The organism is Mesorhizobium sp. WSM4832 (assembly GCF_055811115.1).
In genome coordinates this window covers 179268-200932 of the sequence record NZ_JBVVQH010000013.1, presented here as the reverse complement: position 1 = coordinate 200932, position 21665 = coordinate 179268, and the positions used below count along the sequence as shown (strand labels likewise).

Genomic DNA, 21665 nt, shown 5'->3' with positions numbered 1-21665 from the left:
GTTGCGTGGGTGGAAAACCAATCTTGGCGAAACATCGCGCCGCCATCCACGCCCTCATAGGATCTTGTGGGAGAAGGGAGAAGAGGAAAGGCGCGCTACGGCATCAGCTGATATTCATAGAGCTTCTGATAAAGCCCGCCCTGCTTGAGCAGGGTCTTGTGCGGGCCGTTTTCCCGTACCTTGCCGTTCTCCAGCACTACGATCGTGTCGGCCTGGTGCACGGTGGACAGCCGGTGCGCGATCACGATCGTCGTGCGCCCGACGGTAAGCTGCTGCAGCGCGTCGCGGAACAGCGCTTCCGATTCCGCGTCGAGCGCGCTGGTCGCCTCGTCGAGCAGCAGGATCTCGGCATTGCGCAGCATGGCGCGCGCGATCGAAATGCGCTGACGCTGGCCGCCGGACAGCAGCGAGCCATTCTCGCCGACCTCGGTGTTGTAGCCCTTGGCCATGGCGCTGATGAAAACATGCGCATTGGCGGCCTTGGCGGCGGCGATCACCTCTTCGTCGGTCGCGCCCTCGCGGCCAAGGCGGATATTGTGCATCACGGTGCCGGCAAACAGGAAGGTGTCCTGGCTGACATAGGCGATCTTCTGCCGGAGCGAATCGAGCGTCGCGAACGAGATGTCCTGGCCGTCGAACAGCACCTTGCCGACCTGTGGGTCGTACATGCGCATGATCAGGTTCAGGATCGTCGACTTGCCGCTGCCGGACGGTCCGACCAGCGCCGTCATCTTGCCGGCCTCCAGCGTCAGGCTGAAGCCTTCGAACACCGGCGAGCTTTCCGGATAGGCGAAACTCACATCGTCGAAGCGGATTTCACCCGGGCCGGGTTGCAGCGGCTTGGCGTCGGGTTTTTCGGCAAGCGTTAGCGGCCGATCGGCGAGCTGGAACATCATGCGCACGCCGACCATGCCGGTCTCGAGCGAGATGCGCACGCGGGCCAGGCGCTTTGCCGGCTCATAGGCGAGCAGCAGCGCCGCGATGAAGGCCATGATGTTGCCCGGCATCTGGCCGCCCTCCAGCACCAGCAGGCCGCTGACCAGCACCGCGCCGGCAATCGCCAGCCCCGCCAGCGTTTCCATGACCGGGCTGGTGGCAGCCTCGAGCGTGGCGATGTTGTTGGCGCGGTTCTCGACGTCGGACACCGCCTTGTGCATGCGCTTGCGCATCGCGCCTTCGAGATTGAAGGATTTGACGACGCGCACGCCAATCGCCGTCTCCTGCATCACATGCACGATCTGGCCAAGCGACATGAATTCCATCGCCGCGATTTTGCGGACGCGCTTCAGGATGCGGTTGACGCCATAGATCGCCACCGGCCCGACAACGAAGCAGATCAGCGACAGCGCCGGCTGTTGCCAGACCATGACTCCCACCAGGACGACCAACGTCACCAGGTCCCGCACATAGGAGGTGACGACAAGGTCAAGCACGCTGCGCGCCGCCTGCGCGTTGTTGGTCATGCGGGCGATCAGGTCGGACGACGAGGTCGAATGATAGAACTCGATGCCTTGCGCCAGGATGCGATCGTAGATCTTGCGCTGCCGGTCGGCTATGATGGCGTTGCCGACGCGGCTCATGAAATAGGCCTGGACGAAACCGGCAAAGCCCTTGACCAGGAAGATCGCCGCAACGCCCGCCGCGATCAGGTTGACGCGGTCGAGCCTCTTGAAGACGACGAATTCGTTGGTGATCTCGCGCAGGATCCAGGCGCTGGCGCCGGTCATGGCGGCCACCACCAGCATCGACACTATGGCGGCGGCATAGCCGAATTTATGCTCGTGGAAGGATTCTCTTACCAGCCTGGTGATGAGGCGCTGGTTTTCCGTCGAGCGGAAGAAACGAAACAACGGCACACCCTGTGTCTGGCTGCAAGAATTTCGGATTCGCCACGAGGGCGAGAGGCGGCTTATAGAGCGAGTTGCGGCGCGATGGAACCTTTGGCCTGCCGAGCAAAGAAAAGGCTGCGCCAGGCTGTCTTTTCGGCCACGATGATTGCCTGTTCTTGAAAGGGATGGCGACGGATGGATTTCGACCTCATCGTTCGCGGCGGCACGCTGCCGGACGGCAGCATTGCCGACATTGGCATCACCGGCGAAACCATCCGCGCCATAGAGCTCAACCTGCCTGGTTCGTCGCCGACGGAGATCGATGCGCGCGGCAACCTTGTTTCACCGCCCTTCGTCGATCCGCATTTCCACATGGATGCCACGCTGTCCTACGGAATCCCGCGCATCAACGCCTCGGGCACGCTGCTCGAAGGCATCGCGCTCTGGGGTGAGTTGAAGCCGCTTTTGACGCATGAGGCCGTGCGCGAGCGCGCGCTCGCCTATTGCGACTGGGCCGTGTCGATGGGCCTGCTCGCCATCCGCAGCCATGTCGATGTCTGCGACGACCGGCTGCTCGCGGTGGAAGCCCTGCTCGATGTGAAGAAAACCGTCGCGCCCTATATCGACCTGCAACTGGTCGCATTTCCGCAGGACGGCCTCTATCGCTCGCCGACGGCGCTCGACAACACCATCCGCGCGCTCGACATGGGCGTCGATATCGTCGGCGGCATCCCGCATTTCGAGCGCACCATGGCCGACGGCACCCGCTCGGTGACGGAGCTTTGCGAGATCGCAGCCAAGCGCGGCCTGATGGTCGACCTGCATTGCGACGAGACGGACGATCCGCTGTCGCGCCATATCGAGCAGCTGGCCTTTGAAACGCAACGGCTCGGACTGCGGGGCAGGGCGGCCGGCTCCCACCTCACCTCCATGCATTCGATGGATAATTACTACGTCTCGAAGCTTTTGCCGCTCATCGCCGAGGCCGGTGTCTCGGCCATCCCCAATCCGCTGATCAACATCATGCTGCAGGGGCGCCACGACACCTTTCCGAAGCGGCGCGGCCTGACCCGGGTAAAGGAGATGCTGGCGCTCGGCATCCGCGTCGGCTGGGGCCAGGACTGCGTGCTCGACCCCTGGTATTCGCTGGGCACCGCCGACATGCTCGACGTCGCCTTCATGGGCCTGCATGTCGCGCAGATGTCGAGCCCGGCCGACATGGCGCGCTGCTTCGACATGGTCACCAATGTCAACGCCGCCATCATGGGGCTCGACCATCTTGGCCTCGCCGTCGGCAAGCGCGCCAGTCTCGTCGTGCTCGATGCCGGCAATGCGATCGAGGCCGTTCGCCTGCGCCCGGAGCGTCTCTGCGTCATCGCCCGCGGCAAGGTCGTGGCCGAGCGGACCAGGCAGGAAACCAGGCTTTCGATTGCGGGGCGGCCGGCGCAGGTGAACCGGCGGCACAGGTCCGCGTAGGTCTCGGCGTCTCGGTTTGACCGGTCGCTTGCGCGGAGGGACAGCGCTTCGGTCGATCCCCAAAGTCAGTGATTTGCTTTGCTTGGGACAAAGCATCGTGAACGGTTCGCGATTGGTCGGAACGCTCGTCACTTCATCGTCGTCGGGTCTGCGCTTCGCTCCGCTTCCGCTTCGCCCGTGGATGACGAAGTCCGGCGCCTCGGCCAACCACGATTCCCGCCGCTGGTCTTACGAATTTCCCTCGTCAAAGCGGCCGCTTGTGGCTAGGACGCCGCCATGGCTCAGTCCCTAGCCCGCGGCTTCGCGATCAGAAACATGCTTCTCGCCGGCATCCTGTTGATGCTGGCCGGCGACTTCATGTTCGCGCTCAACGACGCGATGGGCAAATGGCTGGTCGCGTCCTTCTCCGTCGGACAGGTGGTGCTGATCCGCTCGACCGGCGCCTTCATCGTGCTCGGCCCGATGATCGCCAACCAGGGCACGGCCAAGCTGTTTCACATGGATCGGCCGCTTCTGCAGTTCCTGCGGGTCGTGGCCACCACCACCGATACCGGGCTTTTCTACGCCGCGGTCGTCTATTTGCCGCTCGCCGACGTGATGAGCTTCTACATGGCCGGACCGATCTACGTGGCGGCGCTGTCGCACCTGCTGCTCGGCGAAAAGGTCGGCTGGCGCCGGTGGCTGGCGATCCTGGTCGGCTTCTGCGGCGTGCTGATCATCCTGAAGCCGTCCTCGGCGGCCTTCTCGTTGTCTTCGGCTTTCGCTCTGGTCGGCAGTATCGCCTTCGGCTTCGCCATCATCCTCGGCCGCCTCCTGCGCGGCACCAGCGACACGACATTAGTCACCTGGCAGACCATCGGCACGCTGCTGGTCGGCGGCGTGCTCGCCATTGGCGCCTGGCGCACGCCGTCTGCGCTCGATCTCGGGGCCATGCTATTGCTCGGCGTCGTCGCTTGCGCCGCCCACCTGATGATCACCAGGGCGCTGAAGCTGGCGCCGGCCTCGACGCTGGCGCCGCTGCATTACAGCCTGCTTCTGTGGGCGGTGGTCTTCGGCCTGGCTTTCTTCGGCGACGTGCCGAGCCCACGCATCCTGACCGGCTCGGTCATCGTCGTGCTCGCCGGCATCTTCATCTTCCATCGCCAGAAGGTGGTGGAAACGGTGGTGCCGCCGGAGAACGTGCCGAAGGGCGTGAACTAACCCGATTTCGCGAAGTATTTTTACGGTGCAAATCGCCCGCCGTGTGCAATCTGCGATTGATTCCGGTGGGGCAGACAGGATATCTATAGCTGGGAAAATTGGGGTATTTAGGGGGGGATGATGGGCAGTTTCTCTATATGGCATTGGCTTATAGTTCTGATCCTTATCGGCTTGCCATTGTTGTTTATCTTGAGGGCGCCGCCAGCCGGCGTCAATCGTTTCGGGGACACATCGCCGTCAATGAACTTTGGTGAGGCGATTTCAAGCTTTTTCCGAAATTATGTGAGTTTTTCCGGCAGGGCCAGTCGTTCGGAGTTCTGGTATGCCTATCTGTTCATTTTCATTGTCGGCGTCATAACGATCGTTGTTGATGCCGTTGTCGGAAATGAGCTTATTTCATCGATCTGGAATCTTGCCATCCTTTTGCCGACACTTGCTATGACCGCTCGCCGGCTGCATGACATCAACAGAAGCGGCTGGCATCAGCTGCTTGCGGGATTGTTCCCCATCGGCACCATTGCGCTGATCATCTGGTATTGCAAAAAGTCCGACGAAACAGGGTCGTTGAACGAGATACAGAGAGTTTTCAGGTAGACGCAACCGAGCGGTTCATTTCCGGTAAATGGTGAAACGCTCGCCCATGCGGGATCTGCCGCGCTTTAAAGTCTTTGTTTTGATGCATGTCGTTGTCCCAGAACCGCAGCACATTTCTGGGCGACATGCTTTAGTCCCTGGCGCCGTCCCGGTGTTGTTTGATCGTGTCGATAAAGGCACGCAAGGTGGACGGCACATGGCGATAGCCCGGGTAATACAGCGCCAGGCCAGGTGTCGGCGGGCACCAGTCGGTCAACACCGTTTCCAGTCGGCCTGAGCGCAGCTCGATGCTCGCGAAGGACTGAGGCACATAAGCGATCCCCAGACCGGCCACGGCCGCCTGGACCATCAGGCCGTTGTCGTCGAGCGACAGGGAGCCAGGAACGTCGATCGAGAGTTCTTGGCCGTTGTGGCTGAACTCCCAGAAGTATCGTTTGCCGCTCGGCAGTCTCTGGCGGATGCAGGCATGTTGCCTCAGATCTTCAGGCACGGCCGGCGGCTTTCGGCTAGCCAGATAGGCGGGCGCGGCGACCGCGACAAAGCGCGCGGGACCGCTGAGCGGCACCGCAATCATGTCTTGCGGTATCGCGTCGGCAAGACGCACGCCAGCGTCGAAACCGTCGCGGACGATGTCAACGAGGCGGCCTTCCGAAACCAGGTCAAGCTCGACGCCGGGATACTGCGTGAGGAAATGCGGCACGACATGGCGGAGCAGCCATTGCGCCGCGGCCTTGTTTGCATTGATGCGCAATGTTCCGCTCGGCGCGCCGCGATCGTCGGCGAGTTGGTCCAACGCGGCATCCAGCCCGCGCAGAGCCGGTTCCAGAAGCTCAAGCAGCCGCTGCCCGGCTTCGGTAGGCGATACGCTGCGGGTAGTGCGGTTGAGCAGCCGCACGCCCAGTGTCTTTTCGAGCGCGATGATGGTGTGGCTGAGCGCCGAGCGCGATACGCCCATGCCGTCCGCCGCCTGGCGAAAGCTGCGCCTTGTGGCGACCGCGCGGAACGCTTCCAGCTCCGTGAAAGTCGGCCGGGGCATTGGTGAAAACTCCTCACTAGCCTATCCGAATTTGTCCAGCTTATTCGACGAATGGCAATTGTCTATCTCCTTGGCAGCCCGCCGCGGGCTGAGCCTCGCCCTCTCGTGAGCACGTCCAGCCTGGCGGCAAGCTCGATCAAGTCAGAAGAAAGGACATGGCCATGAGCATGAAGTTGACACGGGACGAACTTGTCGCCCGCCTCGTTACAGCAGGTGAACTTGAAGTTGCTGGCGCGCCCGCGGCTGAAATCGCCAGCTATTTCGACGTCGAGAATTTTCGCTTTCATGGGCCCGACGGCTTTGAAAGCGACTTTGATGGCCTGAACAGCTATTTCGCGGCGATCCGCGCGGCATTCGAGGATCGCAAGATTCGGCGCGGCATTGTCGTGGTGGAAGGCAACATGGTCGCGTGCCAGACCTGGATAACCGGCCGCTTTGTCCGCGAGTTCGCCATGTCGCCGGCCGGACCGCTGCCTCCGAACGGCGCATACATCTCCATGGACCTGATCAACATCTTCATCTTCACCGACGACGGGCGCCTCGTCGAGGAGTTCGTCCGCACCGATTATCGGAGCTTTCTCAGGCAGCTCGGAGCCGAGAGCCGATAGGTCAGGCGCTGTCCTGCCTAACCTTTTCGAATAGCTGCGAGGTGCCTGGAGAATTCGCTCGTCTCCATCAGCGCCTTGCAGCGGGCGAAGCGGCCGTCGGCATAGGCGCGGAAATCGTCGACCGGATTATCGTTGGCGAGCTGGATCAGTCCCCACAGCGTCCATAACAGGTCGCACATCGCCTTGTAGATGACGACCCGACCGCGCTCGGCCGGTCGCGCCTCGCCGCCGAAATAGGCGCGCATCAGTTCTTCGTCCTGGTTCGCATCGAACCTGCCCTCGACCGAAAGGTCGCCGAGATCCCACAGTGGATCGTTCATGCCGGAATATTCCCAGTCGACGATCCACATCCGCTCGCCCGTATCGAGGAAGTTTTCGCATAGCGGATCGCAGTGGCAGGCGGCGAGCGGGATGGGATGCGCGGCAAGCGCCGCGCGTACTGCGCCTGCCTCGCGCACCACGTCATGATAGCCGGCGGGCAGCGCCACATCCTTGGTCGACAACACCTTGAGGTAGTCGTCGATCATCGCGAACAGTTCGAAGCGGAAGGGAAACACCGCGCCCGACGCATGCAGCTTGCGAAAGGCCTCGCCGGCGCGCGCGGGGCTGCCCGGTCTTGCCTTGAATTTTTCGGGCGACATCGTCTCGGCGCCGGCGATGAAGCGCGTTGCCATCCTGCCGGAAGCCGGATCGGCATAAAGCACTTCGGGACTGACGCCGGCCTTGGCCGCCTCGCGCGCCGCCACCGCTTCATTGGCGCGGTTGATATATTCCTGCGTGCCCTTGCCGGGAATGCGCAAACAGACGTTGCCGGCCCTATAGACCATGTTGGTCAGGCCGCCGAGCCGCTCAAGCGGACCGCTATAGCCGGCCAGCGCCGGAATTGCGGCCAGCGCCGCGCGTGCGTCGTCCATCGTCATCCCTTAACTTTCACATCATGTTTTATGACCGGACGGTTCCACAGTTTTCGTTGCTTGGCTATCATCCGTTGAACGAGAATCGGGCGTCGGGAGCGGCAATGGCGGACGGCAAGCACAACAGCACGCTGGGCGCTGCTTATGCGGCGAAGCTGCCGGAGGAAGTGGCCGCGATCTACGACAGCTGGTCGGAGACCTATGATGCCGACATGTCGGCGGCCGGCTATCGCCATCCGACGATCTGCCTGGCGCTGCTGGCCCGGCACCTGCCGCGCGGCGCCGAACCCTTGCTCGACGCCGGCGCCGGCACCGGCCTGATCGGCGAATGGCTGGCAATCACCGGCTATCCGAAAGTCGAGGCGCTCGACATCTCGCAAGGCATGCTCGACAAGGCCGGGGCGAAGGGCGTCTACACCGCGCTGCATCGCCTGGCCATGGGCGAAACCCTGCCCTTCGCCGACGGCGCCTATGCGGGGATTATTTCGGCAGGCGTCTTCACCTCCGGTCATGTCGGGGTCGAGGGCCTGGACGAGTTGATCCGCGTCTGCCGCCCAGGCGGCGTCATCGTGCTGACCGTCAAGAACACGCTTTGGCATGCCGGCTTCGCCGAGCGCATCGCCGCGCTGGAAGCTCAGGGCTTGCTGACGCGTGTCGAGGAAACGCGGCCCTATGCGTCGATGCCGGGTGAAACCGATACCGTGCCGAGCAGGGGACTGGTGCTTCGCGTCAGCTGACCCGCTCTCCGCGGATCAGGCCTTTATCTTCGCACCGGCCGGGTCATACATCGGCTCGAGATGGATCCTCGCCGGCGTGCGTTCCATCGCCACCACAAGCTCATAATCGCCCGAGGCGAGAAAATCGTCGCTGACGCCGTCGGCATTGCGCACGTAGCCGTAGCCGATATTCTTGCTCACCGTGTAGCCGTAGCCGCCGCTGGTGAGGTAGCCCACCGGCTCGCCATTGCGCAGGATCGTCTCGCGCCCGACCAGCACGATCTCAGGATCGTCCACTGTGAAGCCGGCAAAGCGTTTCGTCGGCGGCTTGCCGGCCGCTTTCTCCAGCGCCCTGCGCCCGACGAAGTCGGTGTTCTTGCGAAGCTTCACCGCCCAGCCGAGCCCCGCCTCCAGCGGCGTGTCGTTCGGCGTGATGTCGGAGCCCCAGGCGCGATAACCCTTTTCCAGCCGGAGCGATTCCAGCGCCCGGTAGCCGACCGGGCGAATGTCATGTGCCTTGCCCGCCGCCATCAGCACGTCGAAGACCTCGCCGGTGGCAGCGATCGGCACATGCAGCTCCCAGCCTAGCTCGCCGACATAGGTGACACGCAGCGCCTTCACGATATGGCCGGCAATGCCGATCTCGCGCGCATGGCCGAAGGGGAAGGCGGCGTGCGAGACATCTGCATCCGTCACCGCCGCAAGCACGTCGCGGGCGCGCGGCCCCATCAGCGACAGCGTGCCGAAATCCTCGGTGACGTCCTTCAGCCTCGCGTCGAGACCAGGGCCGATATGGTCGCTGATCCAGGACAGATCATGCGTGCGGAAGCCGGTGCCGGTGACGATATAGAACCTGTCATCCCCGAACCGCGACACGGTGAGGTCCGCCTCGATGCCGCCGCGCGTGTTGAGGAGCTGTGTGTAGGTCAGCCGCCCGACCGGCTTGTTGATGTCGTTGGCGCAGACCCAGTCGAGCGCCTTCAGCGCATCAGTGCCGGTCAGCTCATATTTGGCGAAGGAGGACTGGTCGAAGATGCCGGCCTTCTCGCGCACATGCCGGTGCTCGTCGCCGACCGGGCCGAACCAGTTCTGACGGCCCATCGAATAGACATCCTCGGCGGCCGAGCCGTCGGGCGCGAACCAGTTCGGCCGTTCCCAGCCAAGCTTGGAACCGAACACGGCGCGGTGCGCCTTCAGCCGCTCATAGAGCGGCGAGACGATGCGCGGCCGTCCAGTCAGATATTCCTCATGCGGAAAGCCGATCGTGTAGTGCTTGCCGTAGGCTTCCAGCGTGCGGTCGCGGACCCAGTCGCGGTCGCGATGCAGGCCGGAAAAACGTCTGATGTCGACGACCCACAGATCGAGCGGCGCCTCTCCGTCGACCACCCATTGCGCCAGCACCCAGCCGGCGCCGCCGCCGGACGCGATGCCGAAGGCGTTGAAGCCGGCGCCGACGAACATATTGGCGCATTCGGGCGCCACGCCGAGGATGAAGTTGCCGTCCGGCGTAAAGCTTTCCGGCCCGTTGATCATCTGCTTGACGCCGACGGTTTCCAAGGCTGGAACGCGCGCGATCGCCTGGGTCATATGCTGTTCGAAATGATCGTAGTCGTCGTCGAACAGGCGGAATTCCCAGTCGTTCGGGACGTCGCCCCCGGGAAGTCCGGTTGCCCAGGCCTGCGGATTGGGCTCATAGCCGCCCATCACCAGCCCGCCGACCTCTTCCTTGAAATAGGTAAGGCGGTCGGGATCGCGGATCGTCGGCGCGTCCGTGGCAAGCCCGTCGATCTTCTCGGTGACGATGTACTGATGTTTGACCGGCTGCAGCGGCACATCGATGCCGGCCATCGCACCGACCTGTCTTGCCCATTGTCCGGCGCAGTTCACCACCTTGTCGCAGGCGATGTCGCCCTTTTCGGTCTTCACCAAGGTGATCCGGCCGTCCTTCATCGTAAAGCCGGTGACACGGACGTCCTCGAACAGTTTTGCGCCATGCATGCGCGCGCCCTTGGCGAGCGACTGGGCGATATCGGAGGGGCTTGCCTGTCCGTCGGTCGGCAGCCAGGAGGCGCCGACCAGATCGCCGGTCTCCATCAGCGGCCACATGCGCTTCACTTCCGCCGGCGACAGCAGCTGCATGTCCATGCCGAAGCTTTTGGCGGTCGTCGCCAGCCGCTTGAACTCGGTCCAGCGGTCGGCATTGGTGGCGAGCCTCAGGCATCCGGTCATCTTCCAGCCGGTCGCCAGCCCGGTCTCTGCCTCGAGCCCCTTGTAGAGTTCGACCGAATATTTGAGCACGCGGGTGATAGAGGCCGACGAGCGCAACTGCCCGACCAGCCCTGCCGCGTGCCAGGTCGAGCCAGAAGTCAGCTTGCCCTGTTCGAGCAACACCACATCTGCCTTATGGTCGCGCGCCAGATGATAGGCGGTGGAACAGCCGATGATGCCGCCGCCAATGACGACGATCCCGGCATGGCTGGGCAGGGTCATGACTTTGTTCCGTATTTCGTCCGGTAGCTGTCCAGCGCCGCGTCGAGCCGCACGAGGTTTTCCTCGGTATAGGCGACGTAATCGATGCCGGGCGCGTCGAGATAAAGCTCGGACACCATGCTCCACATCGCCTCGCGCAGCAGCGAGGCGCATTGCATGGCGGCGTGCGAACGGCGGACCTCGTTATCGGGCTCCTTCATGAAATAGGCGGTCATGAAGGCGAAGGACTCGTCGTCGCTCATGCCGGCATTGGAGGCCGCGCCGGCGAGGTCGAACATCGCCGTGTTGAAGCCGGCATATTCGAAGTCGATCAGCCACAGGCGCTTGCCGTCGTCGAGGATATTGGCCGGCAAAAGATCGTTGTGGCCGAAAACGATCGGCAACAGCTTCTGTGCCCGCTCGAGCTCGTCGGCGAGCGAAAGATAACGCGGCAACTGGTCCTTCTTGCGGCTGCCGCCCTCGTCCAGCGTGCGCGCATAGTCGCGGATGACGTGGAACACCCAGAACATGAAGCCGGCGCCGGAGACATGGTTCGGCATCTCGCGGTGGAAGCGGCGCAGCAACGCCGCCACCCGGTCGAGATTGGCCCGCACGTCCTCTCCGAGAAAGGTCTTCGCCCCGAGAAACGCCGTCACCAGGATGCCCGGCTCGGCATAGTGCACGGCAGGGGCGAGGCCGGCCGCATGCGCCGCCCGCGCCGTCATCACCTCGCGCTCGCGAAAGACATGATGGAATGGAAAGTCCTGGCCGAAGCGCACGACGTGCCGCCCGGCGGCGTCGGTGACGACGAAGTTGGCGTTGCTGAGGCCGCCCGGCAGCGGCTCTATCTCGATGCCGCCGCTCCAGCAAGGCAAGGCGCGGATGCGATCTTCGGCGATCACGGTTTTGCTCCGGCTTCAGCCGGTCCTCCGTAAAACAGCGATGGGAGAAAACGAAAAAGCCTCGTCGGTGCGAGACGCCAGGATCGGTATCCCGCACCGCACCGACGAGCCCCTTGGCCAGGTATAGTATCCCGGCATCCGCCCCCGCGGATTCTACAAACGCTCAAGTCTGGCTGATTCCAGACGATATCATCATCAGGTTGCGGCTCTGCCATCACCCTCCCGTCGCAGTTCCGAGCCTGACACTACGTCACTCTCACGCCGAGGTGGCCGAGCTGTCAATCAAAAGCTGTGACCTTTTTTGGGTGTTTTGCCCGAAAATATAAGCAACTCCTTTCAAAGCGTTGCTAAAGCCTTAAATTCGGTCAAAATCCCGGACATCCACATGATCCATTCGAAACGGCACGGCGAAATCCTGCGGCTCCTCACCGAGGAGGGCACGATCACCATTGCCAGCCTTGCCGAACGGCTGGGCGTCTCGCTGGAAACGGTGCGACGCGACGTCAAGCCGCTCGCCGATGACGGGTCGGTGCTGAAGATGCACGGCGCCGTGGGCCTTGCCTCGATGGTGGGCGAGGCGCCGTTCGAGCGGCGCATGCGCGAGAATGCCGAAGCCAAGCGCCTGATCGCCAGAATGGTCGCGGCCACCATCTGCGACGGCGAGGCGATCATGCTCGACACCGGCACGACCACATCCTTCCTGGCGCGCGAACTGCTGGGACACCGCCGGCTGACCGTGGTCACCAATTCCTCCGACATTGCCCGCACATTGGCGACGGTGAATGGCAACAAGGTCTATATGGCGGGCGGCGAGTTGCGCAGCGATTCTGGCGCGGCGTTCGGCATCTCGGCAATCGAGTTCGTCAGCCGCTTTTCGGTCGATCACGCGGTGATCTCGATCGGCGCGGTCGACGCCGCCGCCGGCCTGACCGACTATGATCTCGACGAGGCTGAATTCGCCCGCATGGTGCTGTCGCGCGGCCAGCGCTCGCTCGTCGTCACCGACCACACCAAGTTCGGCCGCCAGGGCCTGGTCCGGGTCTGTGGCTTCGACGGTTTTTCCGAGCTCGTCACCGACCAGCCGCCGCCGCATGACATCGCCGCCGCGCTAAGCCAGGCCGGCGCGCGGCTCAGCATCGCAGCGGCCTGACATTATCATGCAAGGAAAAGAGGCTAGCCGAACACCAGCGACTGGTGCGCCGCCACGCCGGCCATGGCGCCGCCCGATACCGCAAAGGCGATGTTGTGCATGAGGCGGGCAGCGTCTCCAGCGGCGTACACGCCCGGTACGGACGTCTCCTGTTTGTCGTCCACCACGATCGCCCGGCCAAGCGGGCCTTCGTTGAAGGCACAGCCAAGCTGTTCGGCGAGCGGACTTGCCATCACATTGCGTGGCGCGGTGAACAGCGCCCGCACGCTTGCGCCGCGATCGCCGTCGAGCCTGACGACCAAACCACCCGAGCCGTCTTCCTGCACTTCGGTCACTTTGGCCGGCTCGAACCGGATATTGCGCTTCTCCAATGCCCGCGCCTGGTCAGCGTCGGGTTCGAACAAGCCGTTGGCGAACAGCGTGACGTCACCCCAGTCGGAGATCAGCTCGGCCTGGTGCAGCGACATCGGTCCGGTCGCCAGCACGCCGAGCGGCCCGCCGGCCACCTCGTAACCGTGGCAATAAGGGCAGTGCAGCACCGTCTTGCCCCATTGATCGGTCAATCCGGGAACGTCCGGCAGGATGTCCCGGACGCCGGTGGCGAGCACCAGCCGTGTCGCGCCGAAACCTTCGCCATTGTCCATCCGGACCTCGAAGCCTTTGCCGGAAACGGCAGCCTGATCGGCTCGGCCATCGATCACGTTGACGGCGGGATAGGCAAGCAACTGTCCTCTTGCCTCGTCTAGAATGTCCGACGGCGACCGCCCGTCCTGGCCGAAGAAGCCGTGCGAATGTTCGGCAAAGCGGTTCCTCGGCTGTCCGGCATCGATCACCAACACCTTGCATCGTCCCCGTGCCGCATACATGGCGGCGGACAGGCCGGCAAAGCTGCCGCCGACGACGATCACATCATACTGCATGGCTGGATACTCCAATCAGGTCATAACGGCGGCGGAAATCGGCCGTCAGGTCGGCCAGCGTGATATGGCCGAGCCTCTCGGCGAGCAGCCTTTCCGCCTCCAGGCGAAAGTCGTCGAGCACCGCGATCACCGCCTGCTCGACCAGGCATCCGGGACTTTCCGGCTCGGTGCTGAAGGGCAGCAGCGTTTCGCCGAGCGCCACGCTGATCTCGGCAAGCGAGATCTTGTCCGGCGCACGCCCGAGCTGCCAGCCGCCGCCGTGGCCGCGCGACGAGGTGACTATGCCCGCATCGCGAAGCCCCGCGATGGTGCGGCGCACCACCACCGGATTGGTGTGGATGAAGCCGGCAAGCTGCTCCGAGGTCAGCGCCCGGTCGGGGGCGTCGGCCATGTGAACGAGGATGTGCAGGGTCGAGGACAGTCGGCTGTTGCGTTTCATGTAACTTAGTTAGTTACGAATAGAGAAGCCGTCAAGTTTTGGACCTTGCCCCACTTCCCAGCACCGCATTACCCGGTATTTAGTCCGGCCATGGCCTTCACCATCCGCCAGCTGCAGTTCTTCGTCGCCGTGGCCGAGCAAGGCACCGTCTCGGGCGCGGCACAGAACCTGTCGATTTCACAGTCCTCGGTCACCGAGGCGATCAAGGAACTGGAGAGCGATCTCGGTGTAGAGCTCTTCGAGCGCCATCCGCGCGGCCTCAACATCACTCACAAAGGTCACCAGTTCCTGCGCCACGCGACCAAGATCCTGGCCGATGTCTCCGACGCGCGCCGCTCTTTCTCCAGCGATCAGGCCGCCGCGCCCGGCCGGCTGCAGCTCGGCGTCACCTCGCTGGTCGCCGGCTATGTGCTGTCCGACCTGCTCGCCCGCTACCGCCGCGCCTATCCGGGGGTCGAGGTCTCCGCCATCGAGGATAATGGCGACTATCTCGAGCACCTTCTGGTCGGCGGCAAGCTCGATATCGCCGTCATGGTGACCTCCAACCTGCGCGACCGCACGGCGCTGCAGTCGGAGATCCTCGAAGTCTCGGCCTACCGATTGTGGGTTCCAATCAGCCACCGGCTCGCCAGCGCCGACATCATCGGCATCGGCGACATCGCGTCCGAGCCGCTGATCATGCTCACCGTCGACGAGATCGAGGAGAACACCGGCAAGCTGCTGTCGGCGATCGGCGCCAGGCCGCATGTCGCCTTCCGCACCCGCTCGGTCGAGGCCGTGCGCAGCCTAGTCGCGACCGGCGCCGGCGTGGCGCTGCTGCCCGACCTCGTCTACCGGCCCTGGTCGCTGGAAGGCGACCGCATCGAATCGCGCGACATTTCGGGCTCGCTGCCTGTGGTCCAGGTCGGCATGGTCTGGCGCCGCGGCTCAAGCCTGCCGCAGTCGGCGCGTGACTTCATCGGCCTCGCCCAATCGCAGCGGATGGTCCGCCAGCGGTTCTGAGATAACCTATCGGAAAAACCGATATCGGCTTTCTGATAAATGAATTTGCGAAACCGGATTTTTCACAGCACTTTTCAGCCAGGGACCAAAGCCGCCGCGAGAGTGCGGCCCCTAGAAATGGGAGAACGACGATGAATGCATTCCTGAAGTCGTGCACTGCGTTGACTGTCGCGCTGACCTTCTCCGGCCAGGCGATCGCCCAGGTCAAGGAGCTCGGCAAGGGCGAGGGCGAGGTCAATATCGTTGCCTGGCCAGGCTATATCGAGCGCGGTGAGACCGACAAGGGTTATGACTGGGTGACAGCTTTCGAGAAGGAAAGCGGCTGCAAGGTCAACGTCAAGACCGCCAACACGTCGGACGAGATGGTCTCGCTGATGAACGAAGGCGGCTTCGACCTTGTCACCGCTTCGGGCGATGCTTCGCTGCGTCTCGTTGCCGGCAAGCGCGTCCAGCCGATCAACACCGATCTGATCCCAAGCTGGAAGACCGTCGACGACCGTCTCAAGGACGCGCCCTGGTTCACCGTCGACAAGGTGCATTATGGCGTCCCCTATCAGTGGGGCCCGAACATCCTGATGTACAACACCGAAGTCTTCAAGGAAGCGCCGAAGAGCTGGAACGTCGTCTTCGAGGAGATGAAGCTGCCCGACGGCAAGTCGAACAAGGGCCGCGTCCAGGCCTATGACGGCCCGATCCACATCGCGGACGCCGCCAACTATTTGATGTTCCACAAGCCGGAACTCGGCATCAAGGATCCCTACGAGCTCAACGAGGACCAGTACAAGGCGGCGCTCGACCTCTTGCGCACCCAGCGCACACTGGTCGGCCGCTACTGGCACGATGCCGCCATCCAGGTCGACGATTTCCAGAACGAAGGCGTGGTCGCTTCCGGCTCGTGGCCCTATCAGGTCAACACGCTGGTCGCCGCCAAGAAGCCGGTCGCCTCGACCGTGCCGGAAGAAGGCGTCACCGGCTGGGCCGACACCACCATGATGGAAGCCGACGCCGCCCATCCGAACTGCGCCTATATGTGGCTCGAGCATTCCCTGTCGCCGAAGGTCCAGGGCGACGTCTCGGCCTGGTTCGGCTCGCTGCCCGTCGTGCCCGCCGCCTGCAAGGGCAATGAGCTGCTCGGCGACGAAGGCTGCAAGACCAACGGCTACGAGAATTTCGACAAGATCAAGTTCTGGAAGACGCCGGTGTCGAAATGCGCCAGCCAGAAGGACCAGTGCGTGCCGTACTACCGCTGGGTGTCGGACTATATCGGCGTCATCGGCGGGCGGTGATCTCCTTTACCCTTCCCCTTGCGGGGGAGGGTCGACGCAAAGCGTCGGGGTGGGGATTGCTCGGCCGCTTGTGCCGGATCACCCCACCCGCAGCTTCGCCGCGACCTCCCCCATCGGGGGAGGTAGGGTGTGGCGCGAACTCGCCTTCGTTTAACCGGCAACTGAACTGACAGGGCCCATGACCTCTGCCGTTTCCTTCAAACAAGTCTCGCGCCATTTCGGCAGCGTGCGCGCCGTCGACGCGGTCGATCTCGATATCGTCCCCGGCGAGTTCTTCGCCATGCTCGGTCCGTCCGGCTCCGGCAAGACGACCTGCCTCAGGCTGATTGCCGGCTTCGAGCAGCCGACGGCAGGCTCGATCTCCATCTTCGGTGAGCGCGCGGAGGGCGTTCCGCCCTATCGCCGCAACGTCAACACCGTCTTCCAGGACTACGCGCTGTTCCCGCATCTCAACGTCTTGGACAACGTCGCTTACGGCCTGATGGTCAAGGGCGTCGGCAAGGCCGAGCGTCTGAAAGCGGCGGAAGAGGCGCTGTCGCTTGTGCGCCTTCCGGGATACGGGACGCGCCGCCCCAGCCAGCTTTCCGGCGGCCAGCGCCAGCGCGTCGCGCTCGCCCGCGCGCTCGTCAACCAGCCCAAGGTGCTGCTCCTCGACGAGCCGCTCGGCGCGCTCGACCTCAAGCTGCGCGAGAACATGCAGGAGGAATTGAAGTCGCTGCAGAAGGTGCTCGGCATCACCTTCGTCTTCGTCACCCATGACCAGGGCGAGGCGCTGTCGATGGCCGACCGCGTCGCCGTCTTCAATGACGGCAGGATCATGCAGGTCGGCTCGCCGGAGGATATCTACCAACGGCCGAAGACGCGCTTCGTCGCCGATTTCGTCGGGTCATCGAACGTGCTGCCGCCGGATTTCGTCCAGCGCTATTCCGGCCAGCACCGCTGGGGGAGCTTGAGGCCAGAATCGATCCGCGTCTCCAGTGCGGCGAGTGGCGACGGCGTTGCCGCGCGACTGGTCGGCACGAATTATCTCGGCGCCACCACGAGGCTGGCGCTCGACGCCGACGGGTTGAGGCTGCACGCCGTGGTGCCGGCGGGCACGTCGCTGCCGGCGGAAGGCGAAGCGGTCCTGCTCACTTTCAATCGCGAGAGCCTGCATTTGATGGACGAGCCGGCATGAGAACGGCTTGCGCGAGGCGCCCCCCTCTGTCCTGCCGGACATCTCCCCCTCAAGGGGGGAGATTGGCTGTCCCTTCGGGTTTCGCCAATCTCCAACGTGGCAGAATTGGCGAGGCCGAGAAACTGCTGATCTCCCCCCTTGAGGGGGAGATGTCCGGCAGGACAGAGAGGGGGGCGAAGGATCGCGGCCTCGGTCTGTACCCGGCGGCCCCATGACCATCGCCGCTGTTCAATCCAATCCCGCCCCCGCCATCCTTCCCGGCAGCGGCGGCATGCGCGGCGCGTTCTCCGACCTATTCTGGCGGCGGCCGAAACTCCTGCTCCTCCTGCTGCTGCTGCCGCCGGTGCTGTGGCTCGGCATCGTCTATATCGGCTCGCTGTTCGCCCTGCTGGCTCAAAGCTTCTTCTCGATCGACGAGTTTTCCGGCCTCATCAACCGCGAGTTCACGCTGAAGACCTATGGCGACCTGTTCCAGGCCGCCAATCTCGACATCATCCTGCGCACGGTGACGATGGCGGCGCTCGTCACGCTCGCCTCGGCGATCGTCGCGTTCCCCATCGCCTATTACGCGGCGCGTTATGCGCGCGGCCGCTGGAAGGCGCTGTTCTATCTCGGCGTCATGCTGCCGCTGTGGTCGAGCTACCTGGTCAAGATCTATGCCTGGAAGCTGATCCTGGCCAAGGAAGGCATCCTCACCTGGCTGCTCGCCAAGCTGCACCTTCTCTGGCTGCTCGACGCCTGGCTGTCGCTGCCGATCGTCGGCGGCAACTCGCTGTCAGTCTCCTTCACCGGCACCTTCATCGTCTTCGTCTATGTCTGGCTGCCCTTCATGATCCTGCCGGTGCAGGCCGCGCTCGAGCGTGTGCCGGGCAACCTCGTCGAGGCCTCGTCCGATCTCGGCGCCTCGCCCGGGCAGACCTTCCGCAATGTGCTGTTTCCGCTGGCGCTGCCCGGCATTGTAGCCGGCTCGATCTTCACCTTCTCGCTGACATTGGGCGACTACATCATCCCGCAGATCATCGGCACCTCGCGCCTGTTCATCGGCCAGGCCGTCTATTCGCAGCAGGGCACCGCCGGCAACATCCCTTTGGCTGCCGCCTTCACCGTCGTGCCCATCGTCATCATGGGCTTCTACCTCTGGGGCGCCAAGCGCATGGGGGCCTTCGATGCGCTCTGACCGTGGTCAACGTGCTCCGCTCGGCCTGAAGATCGGCGCCGCCTGTGGCCTGCTCTTCCTGCATCTGCCGATCCTGCTGATCTTCGTCTATGCCTTCACGACCGAGGAGAAGAGCTTCGTCTGGCCGCCGCCGGGACTGACCACACAATGGTTCGCCGTCACCTGGAACCGTCCGGATGTGTGGGAGGCTCTATCGCTGTCGGTGCGCGTCGCCGCCATCTCGACGGCCATCGCCCTGGTGCTCGGCACGCTTTGCGCCGCCGCCGTCTCGCAGACCCGCTTCTTCGGCCGTGAGGCGATCTCGCTGCTGGTCATCCTGCCGATCGCGTTGCCCGGCATCATCACCGGCATCGCGCTGCGCTCCGCCTTTGCGCTGGCAGACATTCCGTTCTCGTTCTGGACGATCGTGCTCGGTCACGCCACCTTCTGCGTGGTCGTCGTCTACAACAACGCCGTCGCCCGTTTCCGCCGCACCTCGGGCTCGATGATCGAGGCCTCGATGGACCTCGGCGCCGATGGTTTCCAAACCTTCCGCCATGTCGTGCTGCCCAACATTGCCACCGCCCTGCTTGCCGGTGGCATGCTCGCCTTCGCGCTGTCCTTCGACGAGGTGATCGTCACCACCTTCACAGCCGGTCAGCAGCAGACCGTGCCGATCTGGATGCTGGAGGAACTGATCCGTCCACGCCAGCGCCCGGTCACCAATGTCGTGGCCATGGTCGTCGTGCTGGTGACGCTGCTGCCGATCCTCTTTGCCTATTACCTGACCCGCGACGGCGACCAGATCGCCGGTTCGGGCAAATAACCGAATAAGGGAGAACCCCCATGGATACTCAAATGCTGATCGGCTCGAAATTCGAGAAGGGCACCGAGACCGAGGAACCGATCCTCAATCCCAAGACCGGCGCGACCATCCTCAACTTGGCCGAAGCAAGCCCGGCGCAGATCGAGGCTGCTGTCGGTGCCGCCGAACAAGCGTTCGTCAGCTGGTCGCGCACGACGCCGGCGCAGCGTTCCGGCTATCTGCTCAAGATCGCCGATCGCATCGAGGCCGAAGCGAAGGAGTTCGCCACACTCGAGGCGTTGAACTGCGGCAAGCCGATCAACGCCGTGCTCAATGACGAGATACCGGCGATCGTCGACTGCTACCGTTTCTTTGCCGGCGCGGTGCGCTCGATGCCCGGCCAGGTCGCCGGTGAGTATATTCCCGGCCACACTTCGATGGTGCGGCGCGACCCGATCGGCGTCGTCGCCTCCATCGCGCCCTGGAACTATCCGCTGATGATGATGGCCTGGAAGCTGGCGCCGGCCATCGGCGGCGGCAACACGGTCGTCTTCAAGCCGTCCGAGCAGACGCCGCTGACTACGCTGAAACTGGCGAAGATCCTAGCCGAGATCCTGCCCGAGGGCGTCGTCAACGTCGTGCTCGGCCGCGGCGACAGCGTCGGCAACACGCTGATCAACCACCCAAAGGTCAACATGATCTCGATCACCGGCGACGTCGCCACCGGCAAGAAGGTGCTGCAGGCGGCCGCCAAGTCAGTCAAGCGCACGCATCTGGAACTCGGCGGCAAGGCGCCGGTCATCGTCTTCGACGACGCCGACCTCGGCGCCGTGGTCAACGGCCTGCGCGCCTTCGGCTATTACAATGCCGGCCAGGACTGCACCGCCGCTTGCCGCATCTATGCCGGCAAGAAGATCTACGACAAGCTCGTCGCCGATCTCTCCACGGCGGTCTCGACCATCAAATACAACCGGCCCGACGACACCGAGAACGAGATCGGCCCGCTGATCTCGCGGCGCCAGCGCGACCGCGTGTCGAGCTTCGTGGAGCGCGCTTCAGAATTGAAGCACATCGACATCACCACCGGCGGCCAGCCGGGCGAGGGCTCCGGCTTCTACTATCAGCCGACGGTCGTTGCCGGCGCGCTGCAAGAGGACGAGATCGTGCGCCGCGAAGTGTTCGGCCCTGTCGTCTCGATCACTCGCTTCTCGGAGGTCGACGAAGCGGTGAACTGGGCCAACGACAGCGACTACGGCCTGGCGTCATCGGTGTGGACGAAGGACGTCTCGCGCGCCATGGCGACCGCCGCGCGCCTGCAATATGGCTGCACCTGGATCAACACCCATTTCATGCTGACCAACGAGATGCCGCATGGCGGCATGAAACAGTCCGGCTACGGCAAGGACATGTCGCTCTACGCGCTCGAAGACTACACGGCCGTGCGGCATGTCATGGTGGCGCATGGGTAGCAGCGCTCTTACCTCTCCCCCTGTGGGAGAGGTCGGATTGCCCCGATTTGCCCTTCGCAAATCGGTTGGCAATCCGGGTGAGGGGTAGCTTGGCGCCAAGCTGGAACACCCCTCATCCGTCTCGACGCTGACGCGTCGATCCACCTTCTCCCACAAGGGGAGAAGGGAAATCGAGCGTAACCGCTACTCCACGATCCGATAGATATTCCAGAGGCTGGTGCCCGACACGACATAGGGCTCCATCTCCTTGCCCCATTTGGCGTGGGCGTCGATCTTGTTGATCTTGGCGAAGAACGCCTCCAACTGGGCCAGGCTCTCGACCTGGTGATGCGACTCGACCGTCGCCTCGCGCGCGCCGATCGAGCCGGTCATGATCTGGAACCCGAGATCGGCGATGCCGACCTGCGAGCCGATCTCGCGCTCCCATTTCTTGAGCAATTCGAGCACCGTCTGCTTGTGTCCGAACTTGGCGTCGATCTGCCATCTGGCACTGAACATTTTCCTTCTCCTCCCTGAT

At 63.6% G+C, this 21665-nt stretch carries 20 protein-coding genes; 12 read left to right on the top strand and 8 right to left on the bottom strand.

Features of this window, described 5'->3' with window-relative positions:
- Positions 1 to 95 precede the first annotated feature (95 nt).
- Positions 96 to 1850: an ABC transporter ATP-binding protein gene (locus AC0L2L_RS19605; protein WP_473580338.1), complete on the bottom strand. Its 1755-nt coding sequence runs from the start codon at positions 1848 to 1850 to the stop codon at positions 96 to 98.
- Between the two features lie 174 nt (positions 1851 to 2024).
- Between AC0L2L_RS19605 and AC0L2L_RS19600 the strand changes: the two genes are divergently transcribed.
- The 3 genes from AC0L2L_RS19600 (at position 2025) to AC0L2L_RS19590 (ending at position 5099) form a co-directional block, all read left to right on the top strand.
- Entirely contained in the window at positions 2025 to 3305 is a 1281-nt protein-coding gene (locus AC0L2L_RS19600) for an amidohydrolase family protein (protein ID WP_473580336.1), read from the top strand.
- A 276-nt stretch (positions 3306 to 3581) separates the two neighbouring features.
- Positions 3582 to 4505 (top strand): DMT family transporter, encoded by a 924-nt coding sequence (locus AC0L2L_RS19595; protein ID WP_473580334.1) that lies wholly within the window; start codon positions 3582 to 3584, stop codon positions 4503 to 4505.
- 120 nt (positions 4506 to 4625) lie between these two features.
- A complete protein-coding gene (locus tag AC0L2L_RS19590) occupies positions 4626 to 5099 on the top strand; it encodes a DUF805 domain-containing protein (RefSeq protein ID WP_473580332.1) in 474 nt (157 codons plus the stop codon).
- 130 nt (positions 5100 to 5229) lie between these two features.
- On the opposite strand, the gene AC0L2L_RS19585 is transcribed toward AC0L2L_RS19590, so the two are convergent.
- A complete protein-coding gene (locus AC0L2L_RS19585) occupies positions 5230 to 6135 on the bottom strand; it encodes a LysR family transcriptional regulator (RefSeq protein ID WP_473580330.1) in 906 nt (301 codons plus the stop codon).
- Positions 6136 to 6296: 161 nt separating this feature from the next.
- Here AC0L2L_RS19585 and AC0L2L_RS19580 point away from each other — a divergent pair, with 161 nt between their 5' ends.
- A complete protein-coding gene (locus AC0L2L_RS19580) occupies positions 6297 to 6743 on the top strand; it encodes an ester cyclase (protein ID WP_473580328.1) in 447 nt (148 codons plus the stop codon).
- 17 nt (positions 6744 to 6760) lie between these two features.
- On the opposite strand, the gene AC0L2L_RS19575 is transcribed toward AC0L2L_RS19580, so the two are convergent.
- Positions 6761 to 7663 carry a phosphotransferase gene (locus AC0L2L_RS19575; RefSeq protein ID WP_473580326.1) on the bottom strand — a complete coding sequence of 301 codons (903 nt, stop codon included), beginning with the start codon at positions 7661 to 7663 and terminating at the stop codon, positions 6761 to 6763.
- A 98-nt stretch (positions 7664 to 7761) separates the two neighbouring features.
- On the opposite strand from AC0L2L_RS19575, the gene AC0L2L_RS19570 reads away from it, so the two are divergent.
- Positions 7762 to 8394 (top strand): class I SAM-dependent DNA methyltransferase, encoded by a 633-nt coding sequence (locus AC0L2L_RS19570; RefSeq protein WP_473580324.1) that lies wholly within the window; start codon positions 7762 to 7764, stop codon positions 8392 to 8394.
- Positions 8395 to 8409: 15 nt separating this feature from the next.
- Here AC0L2L_RS19570 and AC0L2L_RS19565 read toward each other — a convergent pair whose 3' ends face one another.
- Positions 8410 to 10863: a GcvT family protein gene (locus AC0L2L_RS19565; RefSeq protein WP_473580322.1), complete on the bottom strand. Its 2454-nt coding sequence runs from the start codon at positions 10861 to 10863 to the stop codon at positions 8410 to 8412.
- Complete coding sequence (locus AC0L2L_RS19560) at positions 10860 to 11744, bottom strand: phosphotransferase (protein ID WP_473580321.1); 885 nt, start codon at positions 11742 to 11744, stop codon at positions 10860 to 10862. Before AC0L2L_RS19560 ends, AC0L2L_RS19565 begins: the two co-directional genes overlap by 4 nt.
- A gap of 385 nt (positions 11745 to 12129) precedes the next feature.
- On the opposite strand from AC0L2L_RS19560, the gene AC0L2L_RS19555 reads away from it, so the two are divergent.
- Positions 12130 to 12894: a DeoR/GlpR family DNA-binding transcription regulator gene (locus AC0L2L_RS19555; protein ID WP_473580319.1), complete on the top strand. Its 765-nt coding sequence runs from the start codon at positions 12130 to 12132 to the stop codon at positions 12892 to 12894.
- 23 nt (positions 12895 to 12917) lie between these two features.
- Here AC0L2L_RS19555 and AC0L2L_RS19550 read toward each other — a convergent pair whose 3' ends face one another.
- A complete protein-coding gene (locus tag AC0L2L_RS19550; protein WP_473580317.1) occupies positions 12918 to 13814 on the bottom strand; it encodes an NAD(P)/FAD-dependent oxidoreductase in 897 nt (298 codons plus the stop codon).
- Positions 13804 to 14253, bottom strand: a complete 450-nt coding sequence (locus AC0L2L_RS19545) for an RrF2 family transcriptional regulator (protein WP_473580315.1) — start codon at positions 14251 to 14253, stop codon at positions 13804 to 13806. Before AC0L2L_RS19545 ends, AC0L2L_RS19550 begins: the two co-directional genes overlap by 11 nt.
- A 90-nt stretch (positions 14254 to 14343) precedes the next feature.
- Between AC0L2L_RS19545 and AC0L2L_RS19540 the strand changes: the two genes are divergently transcribed.
- The 6 genes from AC0L2L_RS19540 (at position 14344) to AC0L2L_RS19515 (ending at position 21148) form a co-directional block, all read left to right on the top strand.
- Positions 14344 to 15255, top strand: a complete 912-nt coding sequence (locus AC0L2L_RS19540; RefSeq protein ID WP_027166018.1) for a LysR family transcriptional regulator — start codon at positions 14344 to 14346, stop codon at positions 15253 to 15255.
- A 131-nt stretch (positions 15256 to 15386) separates the two neighbouring features.
- Positions 15387 to 16541, top strand: coding sequence for an ABC transporter substrate-binding protein (locus AC0L2L_RS19535; protein WP_473580313.1), 1155 nt, complete (start codon positions 15387 to 15389; stop codon positions 16539 to 16541).
- A gap of 178 nt (positions 16542 to 16719) precedes the next feature.
- A complete protein-coding gene (locus tag AC0L2L_RS19530; protein WP_473580311.1) occupies positions 16720 to 17718 on the top strand; it encodes an ABC transporter ATP-binding protein in 999 nt (332 codons plus the stop codon).
- A gap of 211 nt (positions 17719 to 17929) precedes the next feature.
- Complete coding sequence (locus tag AC0L2L_RS19525) at positions 17930 to 18895, top strand: ABC transporter permease (protein ID WP_473580310.1); 966 nt, start codon at positions 17930 to 17932, stop codon at positions 18893 to 18895.
- A complete protein-coding gene (locus AC0L2L_RS19520; protein WP_473580307.1) occupies positions 18885 to 19700 on the top strand; it encodes an ABC transporter permease in 816 nt (271 codons plus the stop codon). The genes AC0L2L_RS19525 and AC0L2L_RS19520 overlap by 11 nt, the downstream gene beginning before the upstream one ends.
- A 20-nt stretch (positions 19701 to 19720) precedes the next feature.
- Positions 19721 to 21148, top strand: a complete 1428-nt coding sequence (locus AC0L2L_RS19515; protein WP_473580306.1) for a gamma-aminobutyraldehyde dehydrogenase — start codon at positions 19721 to 19723, stop codon at positions 21146 to 21148.
- A gap of 183 nt (positions 21149 to 21331) precedes the next feature.
- Here AC0L2L_RS19515 and AC0L2L_RS19510 read toward each other — a convergent pair whose 3' ends face one another.
- Positions 21332 to 21646, bottom strand: a complete 315-nt coding sequence (locus tag AC0L2L_RS19510) for a hypothetical protein (RefSeq protein ID WP_473580304.1) — start codon at positions 21644 to 21646, stop codon at positions 21332 to 21334.
- Between the last annotated feature and the right edge of the window lie 19 nt (positions 21647 to 21665).

Coding starts and splice junctions, on each gene's coding strand:
- AC0L2L_RS19585 (WP_473580330.1), bottom strand. CDS start 6,135: ATGCCCCGGCCGACTTTCACGGAGCTGGAAGCGTTCCGCGCGGTCGCC.
- AC0L2L_RS19565 (WP_473580322.1), bottom strand. CDS start 10,863: ATGACCCTGCCCAGCCATGCCGGGATCGTCGTCATTGGCGGCGGCATC.
- AC0L2L_RS19525 (WP_473580310.1), top strand. CDS start 17,930: ATGACCATCGCCGCTGTTCAATCCAATCCCGCCCCCGCCATCCTTCCC.
- AC0L2L_RS19510 (WP_473580304.1), bottom strand. CDS start 21,646: ATGTTCAGTGCCAGATGGCAGATCGACGCCAAGTTCGGACACAAGCAG.
- AC0L2L_RS19530 (WP_473580311.1), top strand. CDS start 16,720: ATGACCTCTGCCGTTTCCTTCAAACAAGTCTCGCGCCATTTCGGCAGC.
- AC0L2L_RS19575 (WP_473580326.1), bottom strand. CDS start 7,663: ATGACGATGGACGACGCACGCGCGGCGCTGGCCGCAATTCCGGCGCTG.
- AC0L2L_RS19600 (WP_473580336.1), top strand. CDS start 2,025: ATGGATTTCGACCTCATCGTTCGCGGCGGCACGCTGCCGGACGGCAGC.
- AC0L2L_RS19580 (WP_473580328.1), top strand. CDS start 6,297: ATGAGCATGAAGTTGACACGGGACGAACTTGTCGCCCGCCTCGTTACA.
- AC0L2L_RS19535 (WP_473580313.1), top strand. CDS start 15,387: ATGAATGCATTCCTGAAGTCGTGCACTGCGTTGACTGTCGCGCTGACC.
- AC0L2L_RS19545 (WP_473580315.1), bottom strand. CDS start 14,253: ATGAAACGCAACAGCCGACTGTCCTCGACCCTGCACATCCTCGTTCAC.
- AC0L2L_RS19515 (WP_473580306.1), top strand. CDS start 19,721: ATGGATACTCAAATGCTGATCGGCTCGAAATTCGAGAAGGGCACCGAG.
- AC0L2L_RS19555 (WP_473580319.1), top strand. CDS start 12,130: ATGATCCATTCGAAACGGCACGGCGAAATCCTGCGGCTCCTCACCGAG.
- AC0L2L_RS19570 (WP_473580324.1), top strand. CDS start 7,762: ATGGCGGACGGCAAGCACAACAGCACGCTGGGCGCTGCTTATGCGGCG.
- AC0L2L_RS19540 (WP_027166018.1), top strand. CDS start 14,344: ATGGCCTTCACCATCCGCCAGCTGCAGTTCTTCGTCGCCGTGGCCGAG.
- AC0L2L_RS19595 (WP_473580334.1), top strand. CDS start 3,582: ATGGCTCAGTCCCTAGCCCGCGGCTTCGCGATCAGAAACATGCTTCTC.
- AC0L2L_RS19590 (WP_473580332.1), top strand. CDS start 4,626: ATGGGCAGTTTCTCTATATGGCATTGGCTTATAGTTCTGATCCTTATC.
- AC0L2L_RS19520 (WP_473580307.1), top strand. CDS start 18,885: ATGCGCTCTGACCGTGGTCAACGTGCTCCGCTCGGCCTGAAGATCGGC.
- AC0L2L_RS19550 (WP_473580317.1), bottom strand. CDS start 13,814: ATGCAGTATGATGTGATCGTCGTCGGCGGCAGCTTTGCCGGCCTGTCC.